Here is a 25,888-nt window from a genome sequence, read left to right on the forward strand (position 1 = left end):
GCGTGGCAGGCTCAATCCTTCTTGAAGACCGTGCGCTTGCCGATCGGACTGCTCTTGCGCGCCGTGGGCCGGGCCAGGCCGGGAATCAGGAAGTCGGTGACCTTGTGGCCCTTCTGGACCTTGGAGGCCAGCCAACGCGGCATGCGCCCGCGGCCGGACCAGGTCAGTCGCTTGTACTCCGGATCACGGTATTTGGCGGCTACTTTCCCGGTTCTGCGCCGTGCCGGTTTCCGGCTGGGTGCGTCCGCTTCGATGGCCTCTCCACCGAACAGCTCTTCGAGGGTATACCCCGCTTCGGCCGCGGCGGCCTTCAGCATCCGCCGCACCGCGCTGGCAGGACGGCGGTTGGAAATCAGCTGCTTCCGCTGTTCAGCGGCAACCACCAAGGCGCCCAGCTCCCGCAGGCTGAGCGATTCAATATCGATCGTCATGCTGGAAAGGTCTACTGCCGCGCGGCGCCTGTCAAGGCGGCCTGCCCCCGGCGTAGACACGGGCTTCACTGCCGGTGGGCTCCGATCGCCTTCGTCGGCCATCCCCGAGGACATCCCTGTGAGCACCTCATCGCATTCGCTCGCCTACCTGCTTGCACGCGTGCTGCTGATGGCGCTGTTCCTGGTGTCCGGGCTGGGCAAGCTCGGCGATCTCAGTGGCACCCAGACCTACATGGAAGCGATGGGCGTGCCCGGCATCCTGCTGTGGCCGACCATCGCCTTCGAGATCGGCAGTGGCCTGTGCATCCTGCTGGGCTTCCAGACCCGGCTGGTGTCGGTCGTGCTGGTGGGTTTCAGCCTGGTCACGGCTTTCATCTTCCACCACAACCTCGCCGATCAGACCCAGCAGATCATGTTCCTGAAGAACCTGGGGCTGGCCGGTGGGTTCCTGCTGCTGGCCTGTACCGGGGCTGGGCGCTACAGCATTGATGGGCGCGGTCGGCGCGGGTAAGCCTCGATCCGTACTGTGCACGCGCTAGCGGCGAAGTTCGGCCTCTGGCGCCAGCGTGTGGATCACCTTGCCCTGCGCATCCAGAAACTCGATCGCACCATAACCTTCCGTAGTGACGGTCAGCCGCAACCGCGTACGGTCGGCCTTGTCATTCAACGCGATGGCCGGCGTACCGTCAGAGCCGACCACCAGGCCGATCCGGGTCGGTGCCTGTACGCCGGGAATCAGCTTGTTACCCAGTGCAGGCTCGCGGATCAGCTTCGGCGCCTGATTGATCGAAAAGCTCACCGCGCCGTCCGGTGATACCCGCCAGCCGATCGCATCCATCGCCGGATGATCCAGTGCCAGCACCGCCATCCCACCGTCAACATCGGCAGTACCGAAACCACCGCGCTCGCTGCCCTTATCGTCATACAGCACCATGCCGGCCACGTTGAAGGCGCGCTTGTACTGCAGGCCATCGATGATCGGCGCCGGCGTCTTGCCGGACAGCGTCATGCGGATCACGCCCGTGTCATCGACGATGTCGATGCGCCGTGCAGTGATCCGCTCATGGTCCGGTGTCTGCACGCGCGTCTTCGGTGCCTTGTCGACAATCAGGCGTTGCAGGGTTTCAACAGACGGGCGCCTGGGTGATTCGCCAGTGTCGGACGCGAATGCCGGAATGCATTGCAATGCAGCCAGAACGAAGAACGTACAAGTACTGCGCATCATGCGGTCTCCTGTCGGGATCGGAATCAACATCTGCACGCCCAGCATACCTGTGGTCCACGACCCCGCGCGGTGACACGAGCATGCTGGCGACGGATCGACACCATCCCGTCAACCACGCACCCGCGCGGTCGGTATTCACTCCTTGCACGCCGCCGGGTACGGAAAAAATCCCGGCATGTGGACAGGGACATGCGGACAATGCCCTGGAACGCCTTCTAGAAGGCACTCAGTCGTGGAATCCCAACTCTCACTCGGGCGACGTTGGACTACTTGCCCAACTGCAATGTGGGCCCTCCCATTTCTGGAACCAGGTCAGTCCCTACGCAGCTTCAACATACGGCGCTACTGCAACGGCCAGCACGTCGATTCCCCACATCGACCCGACGATGTCGTCTGGCCCGCTCTTCTTGAAGCGCGACCAATCCGCCCTCGCCAGCTTCCCCACCAGCAGTTGATCTGCCGGTAGCCGATGCATCGCCCAATAGGGAAACTGCCGCGAAGACACGCGACCTCGCGCCAGCTCAACGATGTCGGTGTGACTCGTCGACTGCATCACACGTTCGTAGACACGCGCAACGCCGTCATCAGGCCCTTCGAAGTACTGCACGAATCGATCGCCGTCGTGCAGCAGGACACCGGTAACCCCGGCCATCCTGTTGAACCTGGCGGCATCTGCTACCAACGACTCCAAACCTTCCGCGGAGAGATCCGCAGCAACCTGACTTGCGTAAACAACAGCCCGAAGGGGCATGGCTTCTGCCTTGAAGGATGTGCCGGGACGGCACCTATTCATACCCTAGCACCGGGAACAAGTCCGCACCGTCACTCGAATTCTTAACTCTTCAGAATTCGATCAAACTACCTTTGTCCCAGATGGCCCTTAAAACAGCATGATGGGCGCCCTACGGATTCAGGGGTTTCGTTCATCTTCATGCGTGACATCGGACAGTTCTACGTAATCAGCGTCGAGGGAGTGACGCGGGCAGACGGCACCCTGCTGCAGGTCACCCGGATCGATTGCTCCTGCATCAAGTGTTCCTGGCAGTTCAGGGCCATTCCCAACCATGGCCTGGTCGATCTCGACGGTGCGGCGGCCCTCAGCTGCCCCACCTGCGGCAATCACCAGTCAGTCAGCCGCGCACGGCTTGAAGAGCTCAACCGACGCAACGACGAATAGCCTGCACTTCAACCATCCATCAACGCGGCACCAACACGACCGATACCTGGTTCGCTCTATCGTTCGTCAACAGGCACCATCCCGGCATTCCCATGAGTCATACCGGCATTTTTCAGATCACCGATCTCACCTACACGGCTGGAGAGCAGGGCACGCTGGCCCGCGCACTGCAGATCGTCGCCACCTGCACCGCGTGCGGATCCACGAGCATCTGGGGCGAGCATGAGATGGAACACGTCGCCGGTGGAACCGTGCTCTCATGCCGCACCTGTGGTGTCCGCCAAGCCATCAGCAACGCGCGCCTTTCTGGCTGCGCATCCGACATCCGCCATCCGCGACGCTGATTGACGCGCAGTTCGTACTGCGTAACCGCCGGCAGGAGCAGTCGTTCACTCGGCTTTTACAACGCGCCGCAACGTCAGGCCAAGGAGCATCCCGATGCATCTCCCTGCATCCAAGGGCCGCGCCAGCGCGTATGTAGGATGCCCGCGCCTTGCGGGCATCCCACAGAGGAACGCGCCGTGAAAGCTCTTCAGCGGATAGCCGCCACCGTAAGCTTCGCCGTACTCGTTTCAGCCACTTCAGCCAGCTTCGCCGCCAACACCGTGATGGTCGGCGGAGCGGAGATGTATCCCACCAGGACCATCGTCCAGAACGCCATCAACTCCAAGGACCACACGACCCTGGTCGCGGCGGTCAAGGCCGCAGGCCTGGTCGATACGCTCAATGGAGCCGGCCCCTTCACCGTTTTCGCGCCCACCAATGCGGCCTTCAACAAGCTGCCTGCCGGCACGGTCGATACGCTGGTGAAGCCTGAAAACAAGGCACAACTGACCAAAATCCTGACCTACCACGTGGTGCCGGGCAACTACAGTTCCGCGCAGCTGATGGCCGATGCCAGAAAGCACGGCGGCAAGGCCATGCTGAAGACCGTTGAAGGTGAATCCCTCACCGTCGCTCTGCACGATGGCAAGCTGTGGGTCATCGATGCCAAGGGCGGCAAGGCGGGAATCAGCATTGCCGACGTCAGCCAGTCCAATGGCGTGATCCACGTGATCGACACCGTGTTGATGCCGAAGTAGTTGCATGCAGCAGGACCTCCACATGAGCGGCAGTCGCATAGCGGCTGCCGCTGTTGCCACCCCGCTTGAACCAGAATCGCGGTTGCGGGGCAGATGACGCGCCACCTCATGCACCAGGAGCGTGCAGCGTCCTTGGTATCCCGTGTCAGTCAGAAGCAGACCCTGGATTCCAGGTGATTACCTGGACGTCGTAGATCTCGCACTCGGTCTGGTCCATGGGCTCCCAATGATCGCTCGCCAGCTCAAAGAAGGCATCCGGCACATCCATGGAAAACGTTGGGCCTTTCTCCCGATTGCGCTGGCGGACGCGATCACGACGAACGTCACGTGGGGCATCCAGGAGATACACGGCCAGATCGTGGCCTGCCTCCCTGACCTGCGCGTAGAAGCTCTCGCGGCTGGCTCTCTCCACCAGACCCAGCTCGAGTACAACGTCGCGACCCGTATCGAGCACTTCGCAGGCTGTGATCCATATCTGCGCCATGCAACGCGCCTTCCTTGCGGCATACCATTCCATCAGGTTGGCGGCGGGACGGTCCGGGCTGTACAGCCGTACGAACCACGCGTCCAGAATGAATCCTGCCGCCGTGTGCAGACTTCGCAGCTCGGCAACAAACGTGGATTTGCCCGCACCGACGGGCCCTTCGACCAGGCGAATCTTTGCCATAGTGGTTGAGCCATTCCTCATGGCGTTATCGACGATCATGTTCGACTACACCGCGGGCAGCCATGCGCTTCTGCCCCACGTGAATTCTGCCGGCGGCACAAAAAAGGCACTGAGACCGAAGCCCTAGTGCCTCCCTTTTTGGTCGCACCAGGATTGGAACCTGGAACCAAAGCATTTTGAGGATTCTACAGGGCTTCCGCGCGTCACCACAGACGTTCCGACTGTAAACCAAGCGGCTAATTTTCCAAGGCCGCGCGACCATCTTCGCTCATCATTGTCCACCTCCTTCCGCTGACCAAAGGTGTCGAGCGGTCGCCAATGGGCGCAATGAAGGGAATGCTCAGAGAGAACGGACTGGCCACCTTGCCGATCGTCAAATGGGCCTCGGATCCAGCGTCGCATGGTGTGGGCTGCCCGGATGTGCGGAAGCTCGCCCGTGGTGGGCTGAAGTTCCGCTACAGATACACCAAGGCCAACGGCCAACGCGATCGCGTCGCGGCCGCACCAGGAGGAAGGGTGAAACCTTCGCGATGAGATCGCAACTGCGGCGGCCGCCGGCGGGCGAACGAGCGAACGAAGCCAATTGCTACTGCGGCACGGAATGGCCATTTTGCCACTCATGCGCTTGCCTCCTGAAGAAGGGCATTTGTCGCTTTACGTCCAGTGATGCGTGACTGAGAACACGCAAGAAGCAAGTGTAGCCAGCCACAACAAATTTCTGGTTGACAGTGAATATCAACCCGCAATATGAAACCCCGGGAATCGAGAGGCAGGGGATCAGCGCCAAAATCTGTTATCACCACGGCCCGAGGTCCAGTCCATCGCAATCCTCTGCCACGACAAGGGAAATGAATCAGGTGAAGATGAGTAGAAGTCTCGTATATGGAATGGTCGTCATCGGCGCAGTCGCAACCATTTCCTGGTTGGCCTGCAGGCCATCCGATGTCACAGGAAGCAAAGGAGATGAGGCTCCTCGCAGTGAAAAAAGCACTTCGCCAACGGATGTCGCATCTGAATCAAGCATTCATCAATCCTTGCGTTCTCCACCCCAATCCATCGAATCAAAAGTAGCTTTGGGTGGCAAGGCATTTCTGCTCAAGATCGAAGCACCTCACTACGAAGGCGATGCATCGGAATACATTGACAGGCGCATCGCGGCTGCACGGACGGGCGATGCCCGGTCGAGCTATGAGATCCACAACCGCATTGCCAGTTGCAAGCGGGCGCTTAACTCAGGTGATGCCGATGAGTACAAGGCCTACGCATCAGTGGGCCTGGGGGAGCAGTACTCAAGGAAAATCGAACAGGAGATTGACCAGTGCCAAGGGCTGATAGGGCGAACGGAACTCGGAGATGAGAATTGGCTCTCTCTTGCTGCCGCCCAAGGATCGGTCGAAGCGAGACTGATTTTCGCCAAGGACCCGAAAGCCATCATTGGCGACTTGACTGAGGCACTCAAGGATCCGGAGCGAATAACCAATTATCGAAGGGATGCGATTGATTATCTTAATGAGTCGGTATCCCTGGGAAGCGTTGACTCGATTGAAGCCCTTGCTGACATCCATGACCGAGGGATCATTGCCGATAAATCCCCCGAAAAGAGCCTTGCATACTGGCTCGCATATCAGCGCGCGCAACCCAACAGCCAATCGGCGGCGTCCATTGCGAGGCTCTCCAAACTGTTACAGCCCAACCAGATAGAGCGATCCAACGAAATGTCTGAGGCTATATACAGATCCTGCTGCTTGTAATCCAACAGAAATTTCCTGCTCACCCAACATGGCACACGATGAAAGCAATGATTTCGAAGAAATGGTTGATTGCAACTCCCCTGGTCGTCGCAATTGCAGCCCTCCCCATGGCTTATGCGATTTGGCCCTTTGATCCTGCCCCCACCGTCTTTGGCCCAGTCAACTGTAGTACGTGTCAGTTGCAGGCTCGAATTCCAGACAACGCCACGAAGGCATTCCTGAATAGATATAGAGATGTAACAAACGAGCAGAGAAAGGGGGGATTCGAATTCTCAATTCAGGCAGGCTCCAAAGTCATCGTCTGCAACGCGACGCACTGCGCCACCTACGAGTTGACAGACAGCAATGACTGGAATGGAACCAACCAGGAGCCCATCACGCGTCCGCCCTCCAGTCGCGGCGGCGCTGGCGGCGGCAGCGGAGGAGGTAGTGGTGGCACGGGCGGAGCCAGTCTGGGTGGAGGCTGCCACGGCAACTGCGGAGGCAGCGGCAGCGGAAAGGTAACGATCAAACCGATTACTCCTATTCGCCCGAAGTAGCATTGGAAGCGCAGAACAGGTCATGCAAGCGGGAACAGCACCTCCCGCTTGCATGAACATCACCATTCATCCTGCAACAGCGAGAAGTAGTGGAAGCGCGACGACCGGATTCCGCATCGAGGCGCCCCGGATGTGCAGCAGAGGATGCGCAACGAATGACCCTTCCCAGGCACCGGCATCGGTACCAACTGAAATGTAGACACCGCATAGACATCGAACGCAAAAGGCACCGCATAGCGGTGCCTTTGAAATGATGTAAGCCATTGGATGAGTTGGTGGGCCCACCAGGATTCGAACCTGGAACCAAGGGATTATGAGTCCCCTGCTCTAACCGTTGAGCTATAGGCCCTGCGCAGCCTCACAGTGTAGTGAGGCCGCCATCGGGTTTCCACTGCGCGCCACCCCGGGCCCTCACGCCACTATTGCCCCAGGCGCTGCATCAACCGCTCCAACGGCGCACGGTTGTAGTATTCCCCGCGCAGGCTGCGTTCGCGCTCGTCGCACTGCCCGTTGTCGGCCACCACCAGGTCGGTGCCGCGCAGCAGTACTCGCGTCGTGCAGCGCCCCTGATCTAGATGCAGCACGTCCTCATCCTCCCCTGGTGCAGCATGGCCCAGAACCCGCGGCGCCGCCCCCTCGTCGCTACCGGGCACGCTCAACTCGAATGCGTCCCCCTTGGCTGCGATGTCGATGGCATTTCCGTCGCTGCGTTCCCAATGGGCGACCCAGTCGGTCAGGCTGGTCTCGACGTAGCTGCTGGTTTTCATCACGCGCGACTCCGGCGCCCAGCCCACCACTTCCTTGCTCGGCGGACGTGCTTTCACGCAGTAGTAGCTGTTCCAGCGGTCACCGATCACCAGGCCGGTGCCCGGCTCCATCTCCTCGCCACTGCGGCACCCATCCCGCTCCTCGTCCAGGCAGCCTTCTGCCTCGCCCAGCAGCAGCACCTGCCCGGCATCGACCACGCGGCCCACGGCATAGTCGAACTGGCTGCTGAAGAAACTCTCGGCATTGCATGGTGGTGGTTGCGGAGTATCCGCCCAGGCAACCAGCGGTGACAGCGAGAGCAGCAGGATCGGCAGTTTCATCGGCATTCCATTGACCAGGGCGAAAACAGGACACGTATCCTATCCCGTCGCCTGCAACGCGGATGATCGCAGGCAGAAAAAAACAAACCCCGCTTGCGCGGGGTCTGTCAGGTGCTTCATGTGCAGCGGATACGCGTCAATCGATATCCAGGAAGCTGCGCAGCTGCTCCGAGCGGCTCGGGTGACGCAGCTTGCGCAGGGCCTTCGCTTCGATCTGGCGGATGCGCTCGCGGGTCACGTCGAACTGCTTGCCGACTTCTTCCAGCGTGTGGTCGGTGTTCATGTCGATGCCGAAGCGCATGCGCAGCACCTTGGCTTCCCTCGGGGTGAGGCCAGCCAGCACGTCGCGCACGGTTTCAGACAGGTTGATGTTGGTGGTGTTCTCGATCGGGGACTCCACGTTGGTGTCCTCGATGAAGTCGCCCAGATGGGAATCCTCGTCGTCGCCGATCGGGGTTTCCATCGAGATCGGCTCCTTGGCGATCTTCATCACCTTGCGGATCTTGTCTTCCGGCATGTCCATTTCCTTGGCCAGCTCCTCCGGCGTAGCCTCGCGGCCGTACTGCTGGAGCATCTGGCGGGAAATGCGGTTCAACTTGTTGATCGTCTCGATCATGTGCACCGGAATACGGATGGTGCGCGCCTGGTCGGCGATCGAGCGGGTGATCGCCTGGCGGATCCACCAGGTGGCGTAGGTCGAGAACTTGTAACCGCGGCGGTACTCGAACTTGTCCACGGCCTTCATCAGGCCGATGTTGCCTTCCTGGATCAGGTCGAGGAACTGCAGGCCACGGTTGGTGTACTTCTTGGCGATCGAGATCACCAGGCGCAGGTTGGCCTCGACCATTTCCTTCTTGGCCTTGCGCGCCTTGGCTTCACCGTAGGCCATGGCACGGCTGATTTCCTTCAGCTCCTCCAGGTCCAGCTGGGTCAGCTTCTCGATGTCGATCGTCGCCTGCTGTTCGGCGATGATCTGGTCCTTCACTTCGCGCAGGGCCGAAGACCACTTCTGCTTGCGCTTCAGTGCGTCTTCCACCCACTCCAGGTTGGTCTGGTTGCCTTCCCAGGAGCGGATGAAGTCCTTGCGCGGCATGCGGGCGGTAACGGTCGCCAGGTTCAGCACGCGGCGCTCATGGGCCTTGATCGACGCCATGGTGTCGCGCAGCTGCTTGGTCAGCACGTCGGTCAGCGGCAGCGGCAGCTTCAGGGTGACGAACACCGCCGACATCTCTTCGCGCAGGCGCGGCAGGTTCTTCTTGTCGCCCTTGGTCGCCGCCTTCTTGAAGGCATTGAAGGCATCGCTCAGCGCCTGCATGCGCGCAGCGACTTCCTCCGGATCCGGACCGGTCGGTGCGGCTTCTTCCTCGCCACCCTCGACATCATCGTCCTCGTCCTCGTCGCCTTCGGCGTCGGCATCGTCGCTGTCATCGGACGCGGCAGCGGCCGGCGCAGGCACTTCGTCGGCCAGGTCGTTGAAGCCGACGATCACTTCGGCCAGGCGCTTCTTGCCTTCCTTGTGGGCTTCGTAATCGGTCAGCAGCGACTCGACCGAAACCGGGAACTGGCCGAGGGCGGCCTGGACCTGCGAAAGGCCTTCCTCGATGCGCTTGGCGATAGCGATTTCGCCTTCGCGGGTCAGCAGCTCGACGGTGCCCATTTCGCGCATGTACATGCGCACCGGGTCGGTGGTACGGCCACCTTCGGTGTCGAGCGCGCTCAGCGCGGCGGCGGCTTCTTCGGCCGCGGTGTCATCGACTTCGCGGTTACCGGTGTTGCCGTCGTTGAGAAGCAGGGTTTCCACATCCGGCGCAACTTCATGGACATCGATGCCCATGCCGTTGATCATGCCGATGATGTCTTCGATCTGTTCCGGGTCGACCATGTCGTCCGGCAGATGGTCATTGACTTCGGCGTAGGTCAGGTAGCCCTGTTCCAGGCCCTTGCTGATCAGTTGCTTGATTTCGGATTGGGCAGGACGTTCGTTGGCCATGTAGTGCTCGCGCCACCGGCTAGGGAGAAATAGGGAACGTAGCATTATACCAGCCCGGGGCCCTGCCTGCCGGGCGGTGGTCCCGCAGGCTCAGGGCCTGAGAAGGAAGGTCACGGGACCGTCATTGACCAGGCTGACGACCATATGGGCACCAAACCGGCCCGTTTCCACCCCTGGCGCGTGATTTTCACGGCAGATGTCGACAAATCGATTGAACCCGCGTTCAGCCTCGTCCGGCGGCGCGGCGCTGGTGAAGCTGGGCCGCATGCCCGAACGGGTATCGGCCGCCAGGGTGAACTGGCTGACCAGCAGCAGGCCGCCGCCGGTGTCGCGCAGCGACCGGTTCATCTTTCCGGCCTCGTCGGCGAACACCCGGTAGCCCAGCAGGCGCTCGGCCATCCGCTGCAGCTGGGCCTCGGTATCGCCCGGTTCCATGCCGACCAGGGCCAGCAGGCCGGGGCCGATCTGGCCCACCGCTTCATCATCGACATGGACGGCGGCCTGGCTGACACGCTGGATCAGGACGAGCATCGTGGGCTTCCAATGAACGGGGCCGGCCACGATAGCAGCGCCCTTGGCTAAACTGGCGCCGATGAATCCGCAACGCAAAGCCCGGCTGGTCTACCGCGCCACCACCCTGTTCGCCCGCCTGCCCTGGCCGCTGCTGCGGGGGTTCGCGCACGCCCTGGCGTGGACGTGGGTCCGTCTCAACGCTCGTGAGAGCCGCGTCACCCGGCGTAACCTCGAACTGGCCTACCCGGAGCTGGACGGTCCTGCACGCGACCGCCTGCACCGCGAACTGCTGCGCTCCACCGCGCTGCAGGCCATCGAGACCCTACGCCTGTGGAGCCAGCAACCGGCCGACAACCTTCGCCTGCACCTGAAGCAGCGCCACGGCGAAGCCCTGTACGACGCGGCCCTGGCCAGCGGCAAGGGCGTGATCGTGGCCGCGCCGCACTTCGGCAACTGGGAGCTGCTGAACCAGTGGCTGGCCTCGCGCGGGCAGATCGCCATCGTCTACAAGCCACCGGAAGACGAGGCCAGCGATGCCTTCCTGCAGCTGGTGCGGGGCGGCCAGAACGTGCAGCAGGTGCGCGCCGAGGGTCCGGCCGTGCGCCAGTTGTTCAAGGTACTCAAGGACGGCGGCGCCACCGGCATCCTGCCCGACCAGCAGCCCAAGGCCGGCGATGGCGTGTTCGTGCCGTTCTTCGGCGTGCAGGCGCTGACCATGACCCTGGTCAACCGGCTGGCCGAGCGTACCGGCGCCACCGTGCTGTACGGCTGGTGCGAGCGCATCGGGCCGGACATGGAATTCGCCCTGCACATCGAGCCGACCGACCCGACTGTTGCTGATCCGGACCCGCAGGTGGCGGCCACCGCGCTCAATGCTGGCATCGAGCGCATCGCCCGCCGCGACCCGACGCAGTACCAGTGGACCTACAAGCGCTATACGCTGCGGCCACCGGGCAGCGGCGAGGAAGACCCGTACGCGACCGAAGAGCATCCGCACTGACGGCTGTCCGGTCACCTGCGACCGGCGGCCGCACCACGTTGAATACGACGCCGGCGCCCCCATAGAGACTGCGATGTCCGCCTCCCCCGGTCCTGCCATGCCTGCTGCCTCTTCCCTGTTCGGCGATCCCGCCGCGATCCGCTGCGAACGCGCGGTGGCCGAACTGCGTGCCGGCCGCCCGGTGCTGCTCCACGATGGCCAGGGCCAGCGCCTGGCGGTGATCGCCCTGGACAGCGCCACCGCCAGCAGCTTCGCTGCCTTCGCCGCTGCCGCGCGCGAACGCCACTACCTGTTCCTGACCGCCACCCGCGCCCGCGTGCTCGGCGTGGAGGCCCCGGAAGGCGCGCGCCTGCCGCTGGCCGGTGTCGCCTTCGATGCCCTGCCCTCGCTGGGCTACCTGCGCGAGCCCGGCCCGATGCCGGACGGCTGGAGCGCTGGTGACGCCTTCGATGCCGGCGCGGTGGAGCTGGCCCGCCTGGGCCTGCTGCTGCCGGCAATGGTGGCCGTGCGCCTGGATGCAGATGACAGCACCTTCAATGGCGCTGCCGAAGTGGCGCTTTGCGATCTGGCCGAGGGCGCGGCCCACGCCGCCCACGACTACGAACTGGTGGCGCGCTCGCCGGTGCCGCTGCGCGACGTCGGCATGACCACCTTCGCGGTGTTCCGCGGCGGCGTGGCCCAGCGCGACCAGGTCGCGATCATCGTCGGCGAACCGGACCTGTCGGCGGTGGTGCCTGTGCGCGTGCACTCCTCGTGCCTGACCGGCGACCTGTTCGGCTCACTCAAGTGCGACTGCGGCGACCAGCTGCGGCGCGGCCTGCGCAAGCTGAAGGAACTGGGCGGCGGTGTGCTGCTGTACCTGGACCAGGAAGGCCGCGGCACCGGCATCGCCGCCAAGATGCGCGCCTACGGCTACCAGCACGACGGTCTGGACACCATCGATGCCGATGCACAGCTGGGCTTCGGTGCCGACGAGCGCCGCTACGGCAGCGCGGTGGCGATGCTGCATGGCCTGGGCATTTCGCGCGTCGCCCTGCTCAGCAACAACCCGACCAAGGCGCAGCGACTGCGCAATGCTGGCATCGAGGTGCTGGACTGCATTCCGGTCACCGGCGAGATCACCGCCGAGAACGAGCATTACCTGCGCACCAAGGCCGATCGTGCAGGCCACATGCTGGATGTGGATGCGCTGATCCAGGCTGCCCAGTAACGCAGCCGACCTGCTACCGTCTGCGCGGTGCGGTCTCGGCCGCCATCGCCCGCCCTGCCGCCTGACGGAGCCCGCGTGACCGACGTCCCCCTGCCCTCCCCGCCCACCGATGCCTGGCAGTCGCTGCCGCAACGCTCTGCCCGCCTCGCTGCACTGGAAGGCGCCTTCGGCGGCCTGTTCGTGCCGGGCCTTCCGTTGGCCGCGGCCGCGTGGTTCTTCGATCTGCCCGGCGGCCTGTGGACGGCCGCCCTTGGGCTGCTGATCGGCATCGTCTTCGGCGCCTGGCTCGGCCGCCGGCGCTTGACCCGCACCCGCTGGCGGCTGGATGCCCAGGGCCTGGGCCTGCGCCGCGACCTGATGTGGCAGCTGGAAACGCGCATCCCCATTTCGCGTGTGCAGCACCTGGACCTGCGTCGCGGCCCGCTGGAACGCCGTGCCGGCCTGGCCACGCTGATCGTGCACACCGCCGGGACCCGCATGAGCGCAGTGACCGTAAGCGGCCTGGACGAGGCCGACGCCGAGCGCCTGCGTGACACCCTGTCCCATCAGCTCGACCAGGACGCCGACGCCCTGTGAGCCTGCCGCCACCCCTGCCCACATCGCTGCCTGCCGGTGGCGAGGACCATCGCCTGCACCCGTGGTCGTGGTTGTTCGTGCTGCTGATGCAGCTGCGCCACTACTTCCTGCCGCTGGTCGCGCTGCTGGTGTTCGGCCAGCGCGGCGACCGCGACCCGATGTGGGCGCAGCTGATTCCGCTGTCTGCGATTGCCGCGCTGGTGCTGGTCTCGGTTCTGCAGTACCTCAGCTACCGCTACCGCATCGGCAGCGATGCGATCACCGTGCGCAGCGGGCTGCTGGCGCGCAACCGCCGCGAGATCCCGTTCGCCCGCATCCACAACGTGGAAGTGCGGCAGAACCCGCTGCACCGTCTGTTCGGCGTGGCCGAACTGCGCCTGGAATCGGCCGGCGGCGTGCGCCCGGAAGCGGAGATGCGCGTGCTGAAGCTGGACCAGGCGCTGGCGCTGGAACGACTGGTGCGCCAGCGTGGGCAGGCACCGCAGGCCGCTGACACTGTCGCCGCCCCCTCGCTCACCGGGGCCGACGCCGAACAGGTGCTGTTGCGCCTGTCGAGCTGGGACGTGGTGCGCATGGGCCTGCTCTCCAACCGCGGTTGGGCACTGGCGATCGCCGCCTTCGGTGTGCTGTTCCAGACCGTGCCGCGGCCGGTGATGGACGCTGCCATCCAGCGTGGCGGCCAGGAAGCCTTCGGCTATGCCAGCCACCTGCATCCCGGCGTGGCCGGCGCCTTCCTGCTGCTGGCTGCCGCACTGCTGCTGGGCTGGCTGGCGCTGCGAGCGCTGTCGGTGGTGCTGACCCTGCTGCGCTATCACGGCTTCACGCTCAGCGAGCAGGATCGCCGCTTGACCGTGTCGGCCGGCCTGCTCAGCCGCACCCGCAGCAGTGTGGCGCGTCGCCGCATCCAGGCCTGGACGCTGCGCGAAAGCACCCTGCATCGCTGGTTCGGGCTGCGCCAGCTGCGGATCGACAGCGCAGCCGGCGGCCCTTCGCGCGATGAGGACCGCGCCCTGCGCGAGCTGGCGCCGCTGGCAACCCAGGAGCGCTGCACGCAGCTGGTGCAGCACCTGCTGCCACAACTGCAGTGGCCGCCGGCGCGATGGCAGTCCATTCCGCAGCGTGGCTGGTGGCGGCTGTGCCTGGGCGCGCTGGTGCTGGTGCCGTTGCTGGCAGCAGCCGCGTACTGGCGCTGGGGATCATGGGGGCTGGTCGTGCTGGCCTGGCTGCCGGTGGCGCTGCTGGTGGCACATCGGCAGATGGCGCGCATGGGCTGGTACCTGGATGACCACTACGTGGCCGTGCGCGGCGGCTGGTGGAAGCGATGGTGGCGCTGGGCCGAACTGGACAAGGTGCAGGGCCTGCGCCTGCAGCGTTCACCGCTGGACAAGCTGCTCGGCACCAGCAGCCTGCAGCTGGATACCGCGGGTGCACACGGTGATGTGGCGTTGACCCTGCACTACCTGCCGCGGGCGCAGGCGCAACACGTGATGGAGCAGCTGGCGGCGGCGCTGGCACGGCGCAAGCTGCGCTGGTAAGCATTACAGGTAGTGCCGGCCGCTGGCCGGCAGCCGCAGACATTCCCGAGGTTGCCGGCCAGCGGCCGGCACTACCGCGAGCGGGGCCGTGCATCCACGCATGGCGTGGATCCACATCAACCCGATCAGCGCTGCGACGGGCCCCAGTACCCCAGGTCCTTGCGGATCTGCATGTCGCGCACCCAGCTGCCGAATGGCTTGCGCCGCAACACACCCATTTCACCGGACAGGAAATCCTCGGTGGCCGCGATCACCCGCTCGCTGGACAGGCCATCGCGGTATGGATGGATGGCGTCGGCGTAGCGCACGATCTCCGCCTGCAGCGCAGCGTCCGGATGCAGCGCACGCTGCAGCATCGCCGGCAGCTGCGCCGGGTCGTCGAAGTCGATCATGTGCGGCTTGGGCACGCGGTTGCGGAAGGTCACCACCGGCTTGTGCTGGACGATGAACTCCGAAACGATCGACGAAGTGTCCGACACCAGCACATCGGCGGCGCGTTGCGCGGCCATCACCTGCTCCGGCTCGATGAAGCGGGCATTGGCACCGGCCAGCGCGCGGTAGCGCTCGAACAGTTCCGGTGGGCACTTCGGGTGCAGGGTCAGCAGCCAGTAGCGGTTGCCCTCGGCGATGTCGGCGGCGATCTGCGCATGCAGGTGTGGCGCTGCACTCAGGCGCTCGGTGAAGGTCGAACCGAACAGGATCACCGGACGCCCGCCCGCCGCTGCGCGCAACGCGGCGCTCTCGCCACCGTCGTCGCGGAACAACGGGTCCAGCTTCGGCCAGCCGGTCTCGGCCACCGCGAAGTGGCCCTGCAGGGCGGCGATCTCACGGAACGGCCCGGTGGTGGCCGGCCCCTGCGTGCAGTACAGGTCGAACATGCCGCGCACCCGGAAGTGGCCGCGCGCACTGTCCCGCTTCTCCACGTTGAAGCCATGGAACAGCTGCACCTTGGCGCCGGACAGGAAGGTCGGCACCCAGTTGGCGGCGCTGAACACGGCACGCGGCCGCATCGCCAGGGCCTGTTTCAGGCCGATGTTGGGCACGCCCGGCAGGCTGCTGCCGGCCGCGCCGTCCTCGAACCAGGCCGCCACCTCCTGCCCGGAGGCGTGCAAGGCCTGCACCAACGGGGCGAGAATAGGCAGCGCATAGCGCTCCGTCGCAAACAACAGGTACCCGGCCATCATGTCCTCCACGACCGCTCCCATCGAACGGCCTCGCATCTCGGCCTGCATTATCGCGTTCAACGAGGCCGGCCGCATCGGCGACTGCCTGGCATCGCTGGCCTTCTGCGACGAGATCATCGTCGTGGACTCGTACTCCACCGATGCCACCGTGGCCATCGCCGAGGCTGCAGGCGCCCGCGTGCTGCAGCGCGCGTTCGATGGTTTCCGCAGCCAGAAGGCCTACTGCGTCGAGCAGGCCCGCCACGACTGGGTGCTGTGCCTGGATGCCGATGAGCGGATCAGCCCGGAACTGCGCGCGGCCATCGAACAGGCCCGCGACGGTGGCTTCGCCGGCCATGCCGGCTATCGCTTCGCGCGCCTGTCGGAGTACTTCGGCAAGTTCCTGCGCCATGGCAATGCCTACCCGGACCGGGTGATGCGCCTGTTCGACCGCCGCCGCGGCGGCTGGCGCGGCAAGCGCGAGATCCACGAGGCGGCCAGCGTCGACGGCAGTGTCGGCACCCTGCGCGGTGACCTGGTCCACTATCCCTACCGCTCCCTGCAGCAGCAGCTGGCCAAGACCGAGAAGTACGCGCGGATGATGGCCGAGCACGAGTTCGCACGCGGCAAGCGGGCCACGCTGGGCAAGCTGGTGCTGGCCCCGGCCTGGCGGTTCTGGCGCGGCTTCGTGTTCCGTGGCGGCTTCCGCGACGGCTGGCACGGCCTGGTCTACGCCTATGTGCGCGCCAACTACGTGCGCCAGAAGACCATCATGCTGTGGATGCTGGGCAACGGCCAGGCCGTGGCCGACCCACCGAACCCCTGATCGCCGGGCCCTGCCCGGCGCGACGCGGCATCACGACCCGGTGATCGCCCGGTGGCGCGCGCCTTCGACGATCGACAGGCCGGTCAGCAGGCCGACCAGGGTCACGTAGAAACTGGCCGTCATCTGGTGCGCGAACATCGATTGGGTCAGCCCGCACAGCGCGTAGGTGATCACCAGCATGACGCCGGCTGCGGCCGGCCCCCGGAAGGTCGCCCGTCCACTGCGGCGATGCAGGCGCACGAACAACCACAGCGGGATGCCATACACCGCCAGCAACAGCAGCAGGCCCGGTACGCCCTGGGTCGCCGCCCATTCGGCCACGTCGTTGTGCGCATGCCCCAGGTGGCAGCGCAATTCTTCCGGGTTCTCCCGGCAGACCGGCACGCGCTGCATCGCACTGTCGAAATGACCGATGCCAACACCCACCAGCGGATGATCGAGGAAGGTCTGCCAGGCCACCTGCAGGCGTTCGACGCGGGCACCGGCGGAAGAATCACTGTCGCCCAGCTCCATCCGCTGCACGTCGCTGTGCAGCTCGCTCAGGCGGACCTGGTGGCGCAGCTCCGGTACCGACAGCAGCAGCGTCGCACCAATCGCCAGCATGCCGGCCAGCACCGACAGGCGCGCCGCACCGGTGCGCCAGCGCAGGCTCAGCGCCAGCACCACCAGCAGCGCCAGCAAGGCGGCGAACACACCGCGGCTGCCGGTCAGCACGATGGTGCCGCAGCCGGCGGCCATGCCCAGGATCACCAGCGACCAGCGCCGCGATGGGCGACAGAACACCAGCAGGACCATCAACACCATCACGATGTCGGCCAGCACGATGGCGTTGGTGAACAGCTCCGCGCGCGGGGCGCCGCCCAGCACCTGCCACAGCGACATCGCAAAGGTGGCGAGCAGGCCGGCCAAAGACCCGTACCAGAGCCACCGCAGGTTGGGACGCAGCGCGCAGACCCACAGCGCGATCCATGGGATCACCACGAACCGCGAACGGTTGTCGACGTCACGCAGGCCCTGTTCGAACAGCACCACCGACAATACGCCGAGCGCCAGCACCGCCAGCATCAGCCAGGCCAGCACTTTCACCGGCTGGCCGGCCATGCCGCGCGCGCGCCACAGCAGCTCCGGCGCCAGCAGGGTGCTGAGCAGCAGCAGGAGACCGTACGGCAACAGGTTGATCGGCACGGTCAGCACCAGTGCCGGCAGGCAGAACAGGCCCAGCTGGGCCAGCGCATGCGCGACCCCGTGGCGCCCACCGACGGGAACGCCCAGCGGGTCGCCGGCCATGGGGTTCAGGTTGTCCGGTGAAGCTGGCACGTCGGGAAGTATCGCTGCAATCTGCTGGAAGAACGGGACGGGCCAACGGGGGCCGTCCCAGCCTGCTGTTTTACTGCCTTTGGGCGCGCTTGGGCAGACTGGACAAGCGGAAATCGTGCTGGCTAGTCATGTTCCTGCAAACGCCGTTCACGTTCCCGCTCCTCGGCAGTGACCACGCAGGGCACCGTCACCGCCGCCGCCGGCACCAGCCACCAGCGCCGCCGGTTGGCCACGCCGGCCAGTTCAGAGCGGTTGCGGTCGACGCACGACAGCATCGCGTACTCGTGGACCAGCAGCCAACGGCGTCCGGGCGCCAGCCGCTGCCAGCGCGTGGCCGCCACCAGCTGCTCGTCCCAGTCAGTCTCGAAACCGAAGGTCGCCGCGGGACGGTCGGCCAGCAGCAGATGCTGCTCCTTCCAGGCCACCAGCCCCAGCTCGGCATCGGGGCCCAGACGGGTACCGACCGTGCGCATCAGGCCACGGGCGGAACTGGAATCGTTCAGCAGCGGGTAGCCGACCAGGCTGTACAGCACCCAGACCATCGCCAGGGTCGACACCAGCGCAAGCTGCCGGCGACGGCCGCAGGCCAGCAGGCTCAATCCGCCCCACAAGCCCATCGCCAGGATCGTCCACGCCAGCGCGTCGACGGCCCCGGGGGCGAGCCCGCGGCTGTGGGTCAGGCGCAGCTCGAAGGCCGGGTCGCCCAGCACCGCCATCGCGCCAGCCACTGCCAGGCCCAGTGACAGCAGGCCGGTGAACAGCCCCACCACGGCCTGCACATCGCGCCGCTTCAGCAACCCTGGCAACAGCGGTGCCAGCACCAGGCAGAACATCGGCAGCGCCGGCAGGATGTAGACGTCGCGCTTGCCAGCGGGAATCGAGAAGAACAGCACCACCATCAGCCACCAGGCCAGCGGCAGCAGATAGCGCGGGTCGCGGCGTTGCAGCCGGCGGCGCCAGGCTGGAATCGCCCAGGGCAGGGCCAGGAACGCCGGGATCCACATCAGCGGCATCGTCGCCAGGAAGTACCAGGCGGGCTGGTGGTGGTCCCAGGAATGGGTGTAGCGTCGCGCCGTCTGCTGGAACAGGATGTCGTCCATGTAGGCGCGGTACTCGTCCGAGCCGGTGGCAAAGCCGGCCAGCAGCATCGGCGCCAGCCACAACGACACCGCCAGCAGGAAGGCCAGCGGCGCCAGCCAGAAGCGTGCGTCGCGCGCGTGCAGGCCCACCCGTGGCCACTGCAGCGCCGCGGCGATTGCCGCGGGCACGATCATCAGCAGCGCCAGCATGCCCACGCCCTTGGTGATCACGCCGATGCCGGCGAAGAACCAGCCCAGCCACCACCAGCGCCAGGCAGGCCCCAGCAGCAGGTGGCGCAGCAGGCCGTAGTTGGCCAGGGTGATGAACAGCAGCAGCAGCGGATCGATCTGCGCCTTCTTCGCCTGGAAGGTGAACTGCAGCGCGAACAGCAGCGCCCAGCCGGCATACAGCCCCACCCGCCGCGTCCACAGGCGCCGGCCCAGGTCGACCACGCACCACAGCGTGCCCAGTGCCGCCAGCAGCGACGGCAGCAGGAAGGCCACGCGCCACTGCCCGATCAGGCTGTACAGCGTGGCCTGCCACCACATCAGCATCGGCGGCTTGTCCGAGTACAGCTCGGTCCCGCGGTGCGGGAACAGCCAGTGGCCGCTGTCGAACATCTGCTTGGCCACCAGCGCGAAGCGCGGTTCGTCCGACGGCCACGGATCACGAAGGCCCAGCCCGGCCCCCAGCACCAGCAGGGCCATCACCACGAACAACCACGTCTCGCGCGACGCGCGGGATTTCAGCATGGGACTCGGAACGTCAGCGGGGGTCAGGCTGTTTTTAGCAGACGCGCGTAAAAGAAACCGTCAGCATCGCTGTCACCCGGCAGTCGCTGGCGTGCGATCCCCTCGCAGTCCAGGCCGAATGTGTCATCCAGAGGCTGTGCCACCGCATCCGGATGCCACTTCAGGAAGGCCCGCACCTGATCGACGTTCTCGGCGCGCAGGATCGAACAGGTGGCGTACAACAGCACGCCGCCCGGGCGCAGCATCGACCAGCAGGCCTCCAGCAGGCGGGCCTGCACGCCGACCAGCGCATCGATGTCCTCGGCGCGGCGATGGAACATCACGTCCGGCTGGCGGCGGATCACGCCGGTGGCCGAACACGGCGCATCCAGGAGGATGGCGTCGAACGGGGTGCCATCCCACCAGGCACCGGGGTCGCTGGCATCGGCCACCCGGGTCTGCGCGCCGTCACCCACACCGGTGCGGGTGTAGGTATCGCGGGCACGCGCCAGGCGGCGCGCATCGATATCCAGCGCCAGCAGGCGCAGGCTCGGGTCACGTTCCAGCAGGTGCGCCGACTTGCCACCCGGTGCCGCGCAGGCGTCCAGCACGCGGGCGCCGGACGCCGGGGCCAGCGCGTCCGCCGCACATTGCGCCGACAGGTCCTGCACCGACAGCGCACCGTCGGCGAACCCCGGCAGCTGGTTCACTGCGATGGGCGCCGCCAGGCGCAGCGCGTCGGCGCTGAGCGGGCTGGCTTCGGCGGCGATGCCGGCCTCGGCCAGCGTGGCCAGCGCCTTGTCACGGCCCCCCTGTTGGCGGTTGGCCCGCAGCCACAACGGCGCCGGCTGCAGGCTGGCGGCGAAGATCGCCTCGGCCTGGGCCGGCCAGTCGCGCTCGACGGCATCGGCCAGCCACTCCGGGAAGGCATCGCGCGCCGGCTGTTCCGGGAACCCCTCGCGCTGCGCGCGGCGCAGGATCGCGTTGACCAAGCCGGCCTGGCGCTCACGGCCCAGCGCGCGGGCGGCGTCGACCGTGGCCGACAGCGCCGCATGCGCCGGCAGTTCCAGCACGTCCAGCTGGGCGAAGCCCACCATCAACAGGGTGCGCAGGTCGGCGTCGCGTGCCGACAGCGGCTTCTGCATCCACGACTGCAAGGCCGCGTCATAGGTACTGCGGCGGCGCAGGACTGCAAAGCACAGCGCTTCCAGCAGCGCACGATCGCGGCTGTCGGCCAGCTTGGGCAGCGCCCAGGCCAGTTCCGCCTTCAGCGAGCGGCCACGGGTGAACACCTGCGCCAGCACGCGTGCGGCCAGCATGCGGGTGGCCGCGCCCGGCGCCGCCTTGGCGACGGAGAAATCATTCTGCTTCGACACCGCTTATGCCCCCACGTGCAGGTCGCGGCGGGCATTGAGGTAGTCGGCGGCGGTGATCGCCTTGCCGCCTTCGCGCTGCAGCGTACGCAGGCGCAGCGCGCCCTGGCCGCAGGCGATGTCGATGCCATCGCGGCTGGCCGCCAGCACCGTCCCCGGCGCCTGGCCATGGGCCAGGTCAAGGGCGACCGCGCCGTGGATGCGCACGCGCTCGCCGGCCAGCGTGGCCTCGGCGATCGGCCACGGATTGAAGGCACGCACGGTGCGCGCCAGTGCATCGGCGTCCTGCGCCCAGTCCAGGCGGGCTTCGGCCTTGTCCAGCTTGTGCGCGTAGGTCACGCCCTGCTCGGGCTGCGGCCGCGCGATCGGCTTGATGCCGGCACGCAGCAGGCCCAGGCCGTCGGACAGCACCTGTGCGCCCAATTCGGCCAGCTTGTCATGCAGCTGGCCGCCGGTATCGGTGGCCGCGATCGGCAGCTCCTGGTGCAGCAGCACCGGGCCGGTATCCAGGCCGGCTTCCATCTGCATCAGGCACACGCCGGTCTTTGCGTCACCGGCCTGGATCGCGCGCTGGATCGGCGCGGCACCGCGCCAGCGCGGCAGCAGCGAGGCATGCACGTTCCAGCAGCCGTGGGTCGGGATCGCCAGTACCGCCTTGGGCAGGATCAGGCCGTAGGCGACCACCACCATCAGGTCCGGCTGCAGGTCGCGCAGCTGCTGCTGGGCAGCCTCATCCTTCAGCGATTCGGGCTGGTAGACCGGAATGCCACGGGCCACGGCCTCCAGCTTGACCGGCGACGGCGCCAAGCCACGGCCGCGGCCGGCCGGGCGATCAGGCTGGGTATAGACGGCCACGACCTCGTGGTGGCGCGCCGCAGCGCGCAGCGACGACACCGCGAATTCCGGCGTACCGGCAAAGACAATCCTCATGGCTACCCCACTTGCAGGATGGATTCGTGCAGGAAAGAAAACGGCGCCGTCGGCCGGCGCCGTACAGCCCGCGCGCGTCGCGCAGGCACGGGCCCCCCGAAGGGCGGCCCGGATTGGCGATCACGCCACGTGCTTGCGCTGCTTGGCCAGCTTCTTGCGGACCATCTCGCGCTTCAGCGGCGACAGATAGTCGATGAACAGCTTGCCGTCCAGGTGGTCCATCTCGTGCTGGATGCAGGTGGCCAGCACTTCGCCGGCCTCCAGCTGCTGCTCCTGGCCGTTGCGGTCCAGGTACTTCACGGTGATGGTGTCGGCGCGGGTCACGTCGGCGAAGATGCCCGGGACCGACAGGCAGCCCTCCTGGTACACCCGGCCCCCGTCCTTGGCGACGATTTCCGGGTTGATGAACACATGCGGTTCATTCTTCTCTTCGCTGACATCGATGACCATGAAGCGCTTGTGCACGTCCACCTGGGTGGCGGCCAGGCCGATGCCCGGGGCGTCGTACATGGTCAGGAACATGTTGTCGATCAGTTCCTGGAAGGCCGGCGTGGTGACTTCGGCGGCTTCGATCAACGCAGCCTTGGTACGCAGGCGCGGATCGGGGAACTCGAGAATGGGGAGAAGGGCCATGGCTGTTTCCGGATAGGGGGCCGGCACGCCGGCATACGTCGCAGATTCTAGCTCCAACGCTTGCCTTGCGCCCCGGTTTCTGGACTATAGTGCGCGGACCTGTTGGGGAATCAGGGCTTCACACCTATGTTGCTTCGTTTTCGTACGGTCGTCGCCGCGGCGATGCTGACCGTGGCTGCCTATGCTACCGCCGTGGAAGTGAATGGCGGGCACCCGGACACCTATGTGGTCCGAAAAGGGGATACGTTGTGGGATATCGCCGCACGTTTCCTGCAGAAGCCTTGGCTGTGGCCGGAGATCTGGCAAGCCAATCCGCAGATCGCCAACCCGCACCTGATCTATCCAGGTGACGTGCTGAGCCTGGCCTACCTGGACCGGGTGACCGTGTCCCAGGCCGGTCCGCGCCAGGAGGCCCCGATCGACGCCATTCCGCTGGCCCAGGTCGAGCCGTTCCTGAAGCAGCTGAGCGTTGTCGACAGCGTCAAGCAGCTGCCCTACGTGGTCGGCCTGGAGGACAGCCGCCTGCGCGTGTCCGGCGGCGACACCGTCTACGTGCGCCTGGCTGATGCCCAGGTGGGCCAGCGCTGGGCCGTGGTACGCCCGACCGTGCGTTACGCCCAGCCCAAGCCGACCGAGGACCTGACCGCCAATGGCGATGTCACTCCGGGCAGCGGCAACCTGTGGAAGGCCTACAACGCGCCCAACGCCCGCCGTGGCGTGCTCGGCTACGAGCTGGCCCAGGTCGCCACCGGCACGATCACCCAGATCGCCGGCGGCAAGGTCGAGGCCTCCACGCTGGTGCTGGACAAGAACGTCGGCGGCCGCGAAGTGCGCGCCGGCGACCGCCTGGTGCCGGTCGAAGCCAGGCCGTACGACCTGCAGTTCGTGCCCCACGTGCCCGCCGCGGGTGTCGAGGGCGTGGACGTGCGCGTGCTGGCGGTCACCGACATGTTCACCGCCGGCGGCCCGCGCGACGTGATCGCGATCTCGGCCGGCCGTGCCCAGGGCGTGGACAACGGCACCGTGTTCTCGCTGTGGCGCCCGGGCCGCCATGTGGCGCACCGCATGAAGTACCCGACCTCCTCGCGCATGGATGACTCGCTCAGCACCGGCGCGGGCCGGGTCTCGTTGCCGGACGAATACGCCGCGCATGCGATGGTGTTCCGCACCTTCGACAACGTCAGCTACGCGCTGGTGATGCAGGGCGTGAAGCCGGTGCGGGTGGGCTACAACGCGCTGCACCCGGACGCGAAGTAACGGTTGTCGGGGGCTGCCCCGGCCACCGCAGGGAGTGCCGGCCGCGGGCCGGCAGGCCCCTCCGGCAAAACCTGACAGCCACACGCGAAGGCGCCCTAGGGCGCCTTTGTTGCGTGCGGCCGATAGTGGGGGATGACCACGCATGCATATGAGGCGCTGCTGCGCCTGCTGATGGCGGGAGGCGCACTGGCGCCCCGACGGGCCCTGCTGCAGGCCGCGGGGGGTGCGGAAGCCGCCATCGCGCAAGGCACTGCGACCTGGCGCGCGCACGGTTGCACGCCGGAGCAGTGCGCCGCCCTGGAACGCCCCGAGACCCGGGCCTGGACAGCCGCCCGGCGCTGGCTGGAACAGGACAACCATCACCTGCTGCCCTGCACCGATCCGGCCTTTCCGCCATCACTGCTGGAGGTACCCAATCCGCCGCTGGCCCTGTTCGTGGCCGGCGACCCGAGCCTGGCCTGGCGCCCCTCGGTGGCGCTGGTCGGCAGCCGCTCACCCACCCCGGGCGGGCGCGCACTGGCCGCACGTTTTGCCGGCTGCTTCGTCGAGGCAGGCCTGGCGGTGACCAGTGGCCTGGCCGCAGGCATCGATGCGGCCGCACACCAGGCCACGCTGGAGGCCGGCGGCTGCACCGTGGCAGTGATCGGCACCGGCCCTGACCGGGCCTATCCGGACAGCCACGCCCGGCTACAGGCGCGGATCGCCGCCGAAGGCGTGGTGCTCAGCGAGTACCTGCCGGGCACTGCTGCCCGCCCCGGCCACTTCCCCGCGCGCAACCGGCTGGTGGCCGGGCTGGCGCTGGCCACGGTGGTGGTCGAGGCCGCCCAGCGCTCGGGCGCGCTGATCACCGCGCGCCTTGCCGCCGAGGCCGGCCGCGAGGTCTGTGCCCTGCCCGGGTCGGTGCTCAACCCGCGTGCGGCCGGCTGCCACCGCCTGATCCGTGAAGGCGCGGCGCTGGTCGAGCGCCCCGAGGAGGTCCTGGAACTGCTCGCCCCCGCCCTTCGCCAGCAGCTGCCGGGCTTGCAATCGCGGTTGGCCACCCCCACTGAACAGGCACCGCCGGCGCTCCTGCCGGCGCGCTGGGCCGACGACCCTGACTACCAGTGCTTGTGGCGGGCCCTGGACCACAACCCAAGCGGTATGGATTCACTGATCACGCGCTGTGGATTGACGGCGTCACAGGTGTCCTCCATGCTGCTGGCCATGGAACTGGCGGGAATCGTGGTGTGCGTACACGGCCGCTACTGTCGAACTCCCTAGTTTCTTCACCTCCACAGCGTCGCGCGACGCAGGCCGAGGGGCAATGAAAGAGAGCATCCTGGATGTACTGCTGTACCTGTTTGAACACTATTTCAGCGAAGATGCGGACCTGATCCGTGACCGCGATTCGCTCCAGAACGGCCTGATCCAGGCCGGTTTCAGCCCCACCGAGATCAACAAGGCGTTCGACTGGCTCGATGCCCTGGCCGCGCAGCGGCCGAGCGTGGCCCAGGCGCGGGTCGATGGCCCCGTGCGCATCTACCATGGCCCCGAGCTGGACAAACTGGACGTGGAATGCCGCGGCTTCCTGCTGTATCTGGAACAGCACGGCATCCTCGACGCCGACCAGCGCGAGCTGGTGCTGGACCGGGCGATGGCCCTGGACCAGGACGAACTGGACCTGGACGACCTGAAGTGGGTCGTGCTGATGGTGCTGTTCAACCAGCCCGGCTCCGAAGCGGCCTATGCCTGGATGGAGACGCAGATGTTCATGGACGAGCCAGAACCCCTGCACTGACCGTACACTTGGGGGCA

The 25,888-nt window shown here is 66.3% G+C and carries 26 protein-coding genes and 1 tRNA gene; 13 read left to right on the forward strand and 14 right to left on the reverse strand.

The features are described from left to right. Nucleotides 1–11: 11 nt before the first annotated feature. The gene (locus AB1281_RS17395; protein WP_014038614.1) at nucleotides 12–431 is read right to left on the reverse strand and encodes an H-NS family nucleoid-associated regulatory protein; all 420 of its coding nucleotides are present in this window, start codon (nucleotides 429–431) and stop codon (nucleotides 12–14) included. A 118-nt stretch (nucleotides 432–549) separates the two neighbouring features. Here AB1281_RS17395 and AB1281_RS17400 point away from each other — a divergent pair, with 118 nt between their 5' ends. Then, on the forward strand, nucleotides 550–942 hold the full coding sequence (locus tag AB1281_RS17400) for a DoxX family protein (RefSeq protein WP_430346506.1): 393 nt from the start codon (nucleotides 550–552) through the stop codon (nucleotides 940–942). A 24-nt stretch (nucleotides 943–966) separates the two neighbouring features. Here AB1281_RS17400 and AB1281_RS17405 read toward each other — a convergent pair whose 3' ends face one another. Next, a complete protein-coding gene (locus AB1281_RS17405) occupies nucleotides 967–1,656 on the reverse strand; it encodes a hypothetical protein (protein WP_430346507.1) in 690 nt (229 codons plus the stop codon). A 319-nt stretch (nucleotides 1,657–1,975) separates the two neighbouring features. Further along, nucleotides 1,976–2,407 carry a BLUF domain-containing protein gene (locus tag AB1281_RS17410; protein ID WP_430346508.1) on the reverse strand — a complete coding sequence of 144 codons (432 nt, stop codon included), beginning with the start codon at nucleotides 2,405–2,407 and terminating at the stop codon, nucleotides 1,976–1,978. A 180-nt stretch (nucleotides 2,408–2,587) separates the two neighbouring features. Here AB1281_RS17410 and AB1281_RS17415 point away from each other — a divergent pair, with 180 nt between their 5' ends. The 3 genes from AB1281_RS17415 to AB1281_RS17425 all read left to right on the forward strand — a co-directional run bounded on the left by AB1281_RS17415 (nucleotide 2,588) and on the right by AB1281_RS17425 (nucleotide 3,915). Further along, nucleotides 2,588–2,833, forward strand: coding sequence for a hypothetical protein (locus tag AB1281_RS17415; RefSeq protein WP_030002866.1), 246 nt, complete (start codon nucleotides 2,588–2,590; stop codon nucleotides 2,831–2,833). Nucleotides 2,834–2,925: 92 nt separating this feature from the next. Further along, nucleotides 2,926–3,177 carry a hypothetical protein gene (locus AB1281_RS17420; RefSeq protein ID WP_430346509.1) on the forward strand — a complete coding sequence of 84 codons (252 nt, stop codon included), beginning with the start codon at nucleotides 2,926–2,928 and terminating at the stop codon, nucleotides 3,175–3,177. 177 nt (nucleotides 3,178–3,354) lie between these two features. Continuing rightward, complete coding sequence (locus AB1281_RS17425; protein ID WP_430346510.1) at nucleotides 3,355–3,915, forward strand: fasciclin domain-containing protein; 561 nt, start codon at nucleotides 3,355–3,357, stop codon at nucleotides 3,913–3,915. 145 nt (nucleotides 3,916–4,060) lie between these two features. Here the strand turns inward: AB1281_RS17425 and AB1281_RS17430 are convergent, their stop codons facing one another. Beyond that, nucleotides 4,061–4,621 carry an AAA family ATPase gene (locus AB1281_RS17430; protein WP_430346511.1) on the reverse strand — a complete coding sequence of 187 codons (561 nt, stop codon included), beginning with the start codon at nucleotides 4,619–4,621 and terminating at the stop codon, nucleotides 4,061–4,063. A gap of 809 nt (nucleotides 4,622–5,430) precedes the next feature. Here AB1281_RS17430 and AB1281_RS17435 point away from each other — a divergent pair. After that, nucleotides 5,431–6,333 (forward strand): hypothetical protein, encoded by a 903-nt coding sequence (locus tag AB1281_RS17435; protein ID WP_430346512.1) that lies wholly within the window; start codon nucleotides 5,431–5,433, stop codon nucleotides 6,331–6,333. Nucleotides 6,334–7,145: 812 nt separating this feature from the next. On the opposite strand, the gene AB1281_RS17440 is transcribed toward AB1281_RS17435, so the two are convergent. The 4 genes from AB1281_RS17440 to dtd all read right to left on the reverse strand — a co-directional run bounded on the left by AB1281_RS17440 (nucleotide 7,146) and on the right by dtd (nucleotide 10,481). Then, a tRNA-Ile gene (locus AB1281_RS17440) sits at nucleotides 7,146–7,221 on the reverse strand. 70 nt (nucleotides 7,222–7,291) lie between these two features. Continuing rightward, nucleotides 7,292–7,960 (reverse strand): hypothetical protein, encoded by a 669-nt coding sequence (locus AB1281_RS17445; protein ID WP_430346513.1) that lies wholly within the window; start codon nucleotides 7,958–7,960, stop codon nucleotides 7,292–7,294. Nucleotides 7,961–8,096: 136 nt separating this feature from the next. Further along, complete coding sequence (gene rpoD / locus AB1281_RS17450; protein WP_032128565.1) at nucleotides 8,097–9,950, reverse strand: RNA polymerase sigma factor RpoD; 1,854 nt, start codon at nucleotides 9,948–9,950, stop codon at nucleotides 8,097–8,099. A 90-nt stretch (nucleotides 9,951–10,040) separates the two neighbouring features. Further along, on the reverse strand, nucleotides 10,041–10,481 hold the full coding sequence (dtd, locus tag AB1281_RS17455; RefSeq protein ID WP_075676091.1) for a D-aminoacyl-tRNA deacylase: 441 nt from the start codon (nucleotides 10,479–10,481) through the stop codon (nucleotides 10,041–10,043). A gap of 61 nt (nucleotides 10,482–10,542) precedes the next feature. On the opposite strand from dtd, the gene AB1281_RS17460 reads away from it, so the two are divergent. The 4 genes from AB1281_RS17460 (at nucleotide 10,543) to AB1281_RS17475 (ending at nucleotide 14,784) form a co-directional block, all read left to right on the forward strand. After that, complete coding sequence (locus AB1281_RS17460) at nucleotides 10,543–11,463, forward strand: lauroyl acyltransferase (RefSeq protein ID WP_430346514.1); 921 nt, start codon at nucleotides 10,543–10,545, stop codon at nucleotides 11,461–11,463. 73 nt (nucleotides 11,464–11,536) lie between these two features. Beyond that, the gene (gene ribA, locus AB1281_RS17465) at nucleotides 11,537–12,673 is read left to right on the forward strand and encodes a GTP cyclohydrolase II RibA (protein ID WP_164115634.1); all 1,137 of its coding nucleotides are present in this window, start codon (nucleotides 11,537–11,539) and stop codon (nucleotides 12,671–12,673) included. Between the two features lie 75 nt (nucleotides 12,674–12,748). Then, nucleotides 12,749–13,249: a PH domain-containing protein gene (locus tag AB1281_RS17470; protein ID WP_430346515.1), complete on the forward strand. Its 501-nt coding sequence runs from the start codon at nucleotides 12,749–12,751 to the stop codon at nucleotides 13,247–13,249. After that, entirely contained in the window at nucleotides 13,246–14,784 is a 1,539-nt protein-coding gene (locus AB1281_RS17475) for a PH domain-containing protein (protein WP_430346516.1), read from the forward strand. Before AB1281_RS17470 ends, AB1281_RS17475 begins: the two co-directional genes overlap by 4 nt. 125 nt (nucleotides 14,785–14,909) lie before the next feature. On the opposite strand, the gene AB1281_RS17480 is transcribed toward AB1281_RS17475, so the two are convergent. After that, nucleotides 14,910–15,968 carry a CDP-glycerol glycerophosphotransferase family protein gene (locus AB1281_RS17480; RefSeq protein WP_430346517.1) on the reverse strand — a complete coding sequence of 353 codons (1,059 nt, stop codon included), beginning with the start codon at nucleotides 15,966–15,968 and terminating at the stop codon, nucleotides 14,910–14,912. Between AB1281_RS17480 and AB1281_RS17485 the strand changes: the two genes are divergently transcribed. Beyond that, nucleotides 15,967–16,773, forward strand: coding sequence for a glycosyltransferase family 2 protein (locus AB1281_RS17485; RefSeq protein ID WP_014038630.1), 807 nt, complete (start codon nucleotides 15,967–15,969; stop codon nucleotides 16,771–16,773). The two genes, AB1281_RS17480 and AB1281_RS17485, sit on opposite strands and share 2 nt — an antisense overlap. A 30-nt stretch (nucleotides 16,774–16,803) precedes the next feature. Here the strand turns inward: AB1281_RS17485 and AB1281_RS17490 are convergent, their stop codons facing one another. The 5 genes from AB1281_RS17490 to def form a co-directional block, all read right to left on the reverse strand. Beyond that, complete coding sequence (locus AB1281_RS17490) at nucleotides 16,804–18,060, reverse strand: O-antigen ligase family protein (protein WP_075676084.1); 1,257 nt, start codon at nucleotides 18,058–18,060, stop codon at nucleotides 16,804–16,806. Between the two features lie 152 nt (nucleotides 18,061–18,212). Next, nucleotides 18,213–19,922, reverse strand: a complete 1,710-nt coding sequence (locus tag AB1281_RS17495) for an ArnT family glycosyltransferase (RefSeq protein ID WP_014038632.1) — start codon at nucleotides 19,920–19,922, stop codon at nucleotides 18,213–18,215. Nucleotides 19,923–19,945: 23 nt separating this feature from the next. Continuing rightward, nucleotides 19,946–21,277 carry a 16S rRNA (cytosine(967)-C(5))-methyltransferase RsmB gene (gene rsmB / locus AB1281_RS17500; RefSeq protein WP_049443285.1) on the reverse strand — a complete coding sequence of 444 codons (1,332 nt, stop codon included), beginning with the start codon at nucleotides 21,275–21,277 and terminating at the stop codon, nucleotides 19,946–19,948. Between the two features lie 3 nt (nucleotides 21,278–21,280). Next, nucleotides 21,281–22,204 (reverse strand): methionyl-tRNA formyltransferase, encoded by a 924-nt coding sequence (fmt, locus tag AB1281_RS17505; RefSeq protein ID WP_075676082.1) that lies wholly within the window; start codon nucleotides 22,202–22,204, stop codon nucleotides 21,281–21,283. A gap of 120 nt (nucleotides 22,205–22,324) precedes the next feature. Beyond that, nucleotides 22,325–22,837 (reverse strand): peptide deformylase, encoded by a 513-nt coding sequence (gene def / locus AB1281_RS17510; RefSeq protein WP_008267110.1) that lies wholly within the window; start codon nucleotides 22,835–22,837, stop codon nucleotides 22,325–22,327. Between the two features lie 126 nt (nucleotides 22,838–22,963). Here def and AB1281_RS17515 point away from each other — a divergent pair, with 126 nt between their 5' ends. The 3 genes from AB1281_RS17515 to AB1281_RS17525 all read left to right on the forward strand — a co-directional run bounded on the left by AB1281_RS17515 (nucleotide 22,964) and on the right by AB1281_RS17525 (nucleotide 25,871). Beyond that, the gene (locus AB1281_RS17515) at nucleotides 22,964–24,094 is read left to right on the forward strand and encodes a LysM peptidoglycan-binding domain-containing protein (RefSeq protein ID WP_014038635.1); all 1,131 of its coding nucleotides are present in this window, start codon (nucleotides 22,964–22,966) and stop codon (nucleotides 24,092–24,094) included. Between the two features lie 132 nt (nucleotides 24,095–24,226). Beyond that, a complete protein-coding gene (dprA, locus tag AB1281_RS17520) occupies nucleotides 24,227–25,354 on the forward strand; it encodes a DNA-processing protein DprA (protein WP_430346518.1) in 1,128 nt (375 codons plus the stop codon). Between the two features lie 43 nt (nucleotides 25,355–25,397). Continuing rightward, on the forward strand, nucleotides 25,398–25,871 hold the full coding sequence (locus AB1281_RS17525; protein WP_005419622.1) for a DUF494 family protein: 474 nt from the start codon (nucleotides 25,398–25,400) through the stop codon (nucleotides 25,869–25,871). The last annotated feature ends 17 nt before the right edge of the window (nucleotides 25,872–25,888 follow it).

The organism is Stenotrophomonas sp. NRRL B-14846 (genome assembly GCF_050473585.1).
In the GTDB taxonomy this organism is placed as follows: Bacteria; Pseudomonadota; Gammaproteobacteria; order Xanthomonadales; family Xanthomonadaceae; genus Stenotrophomonas.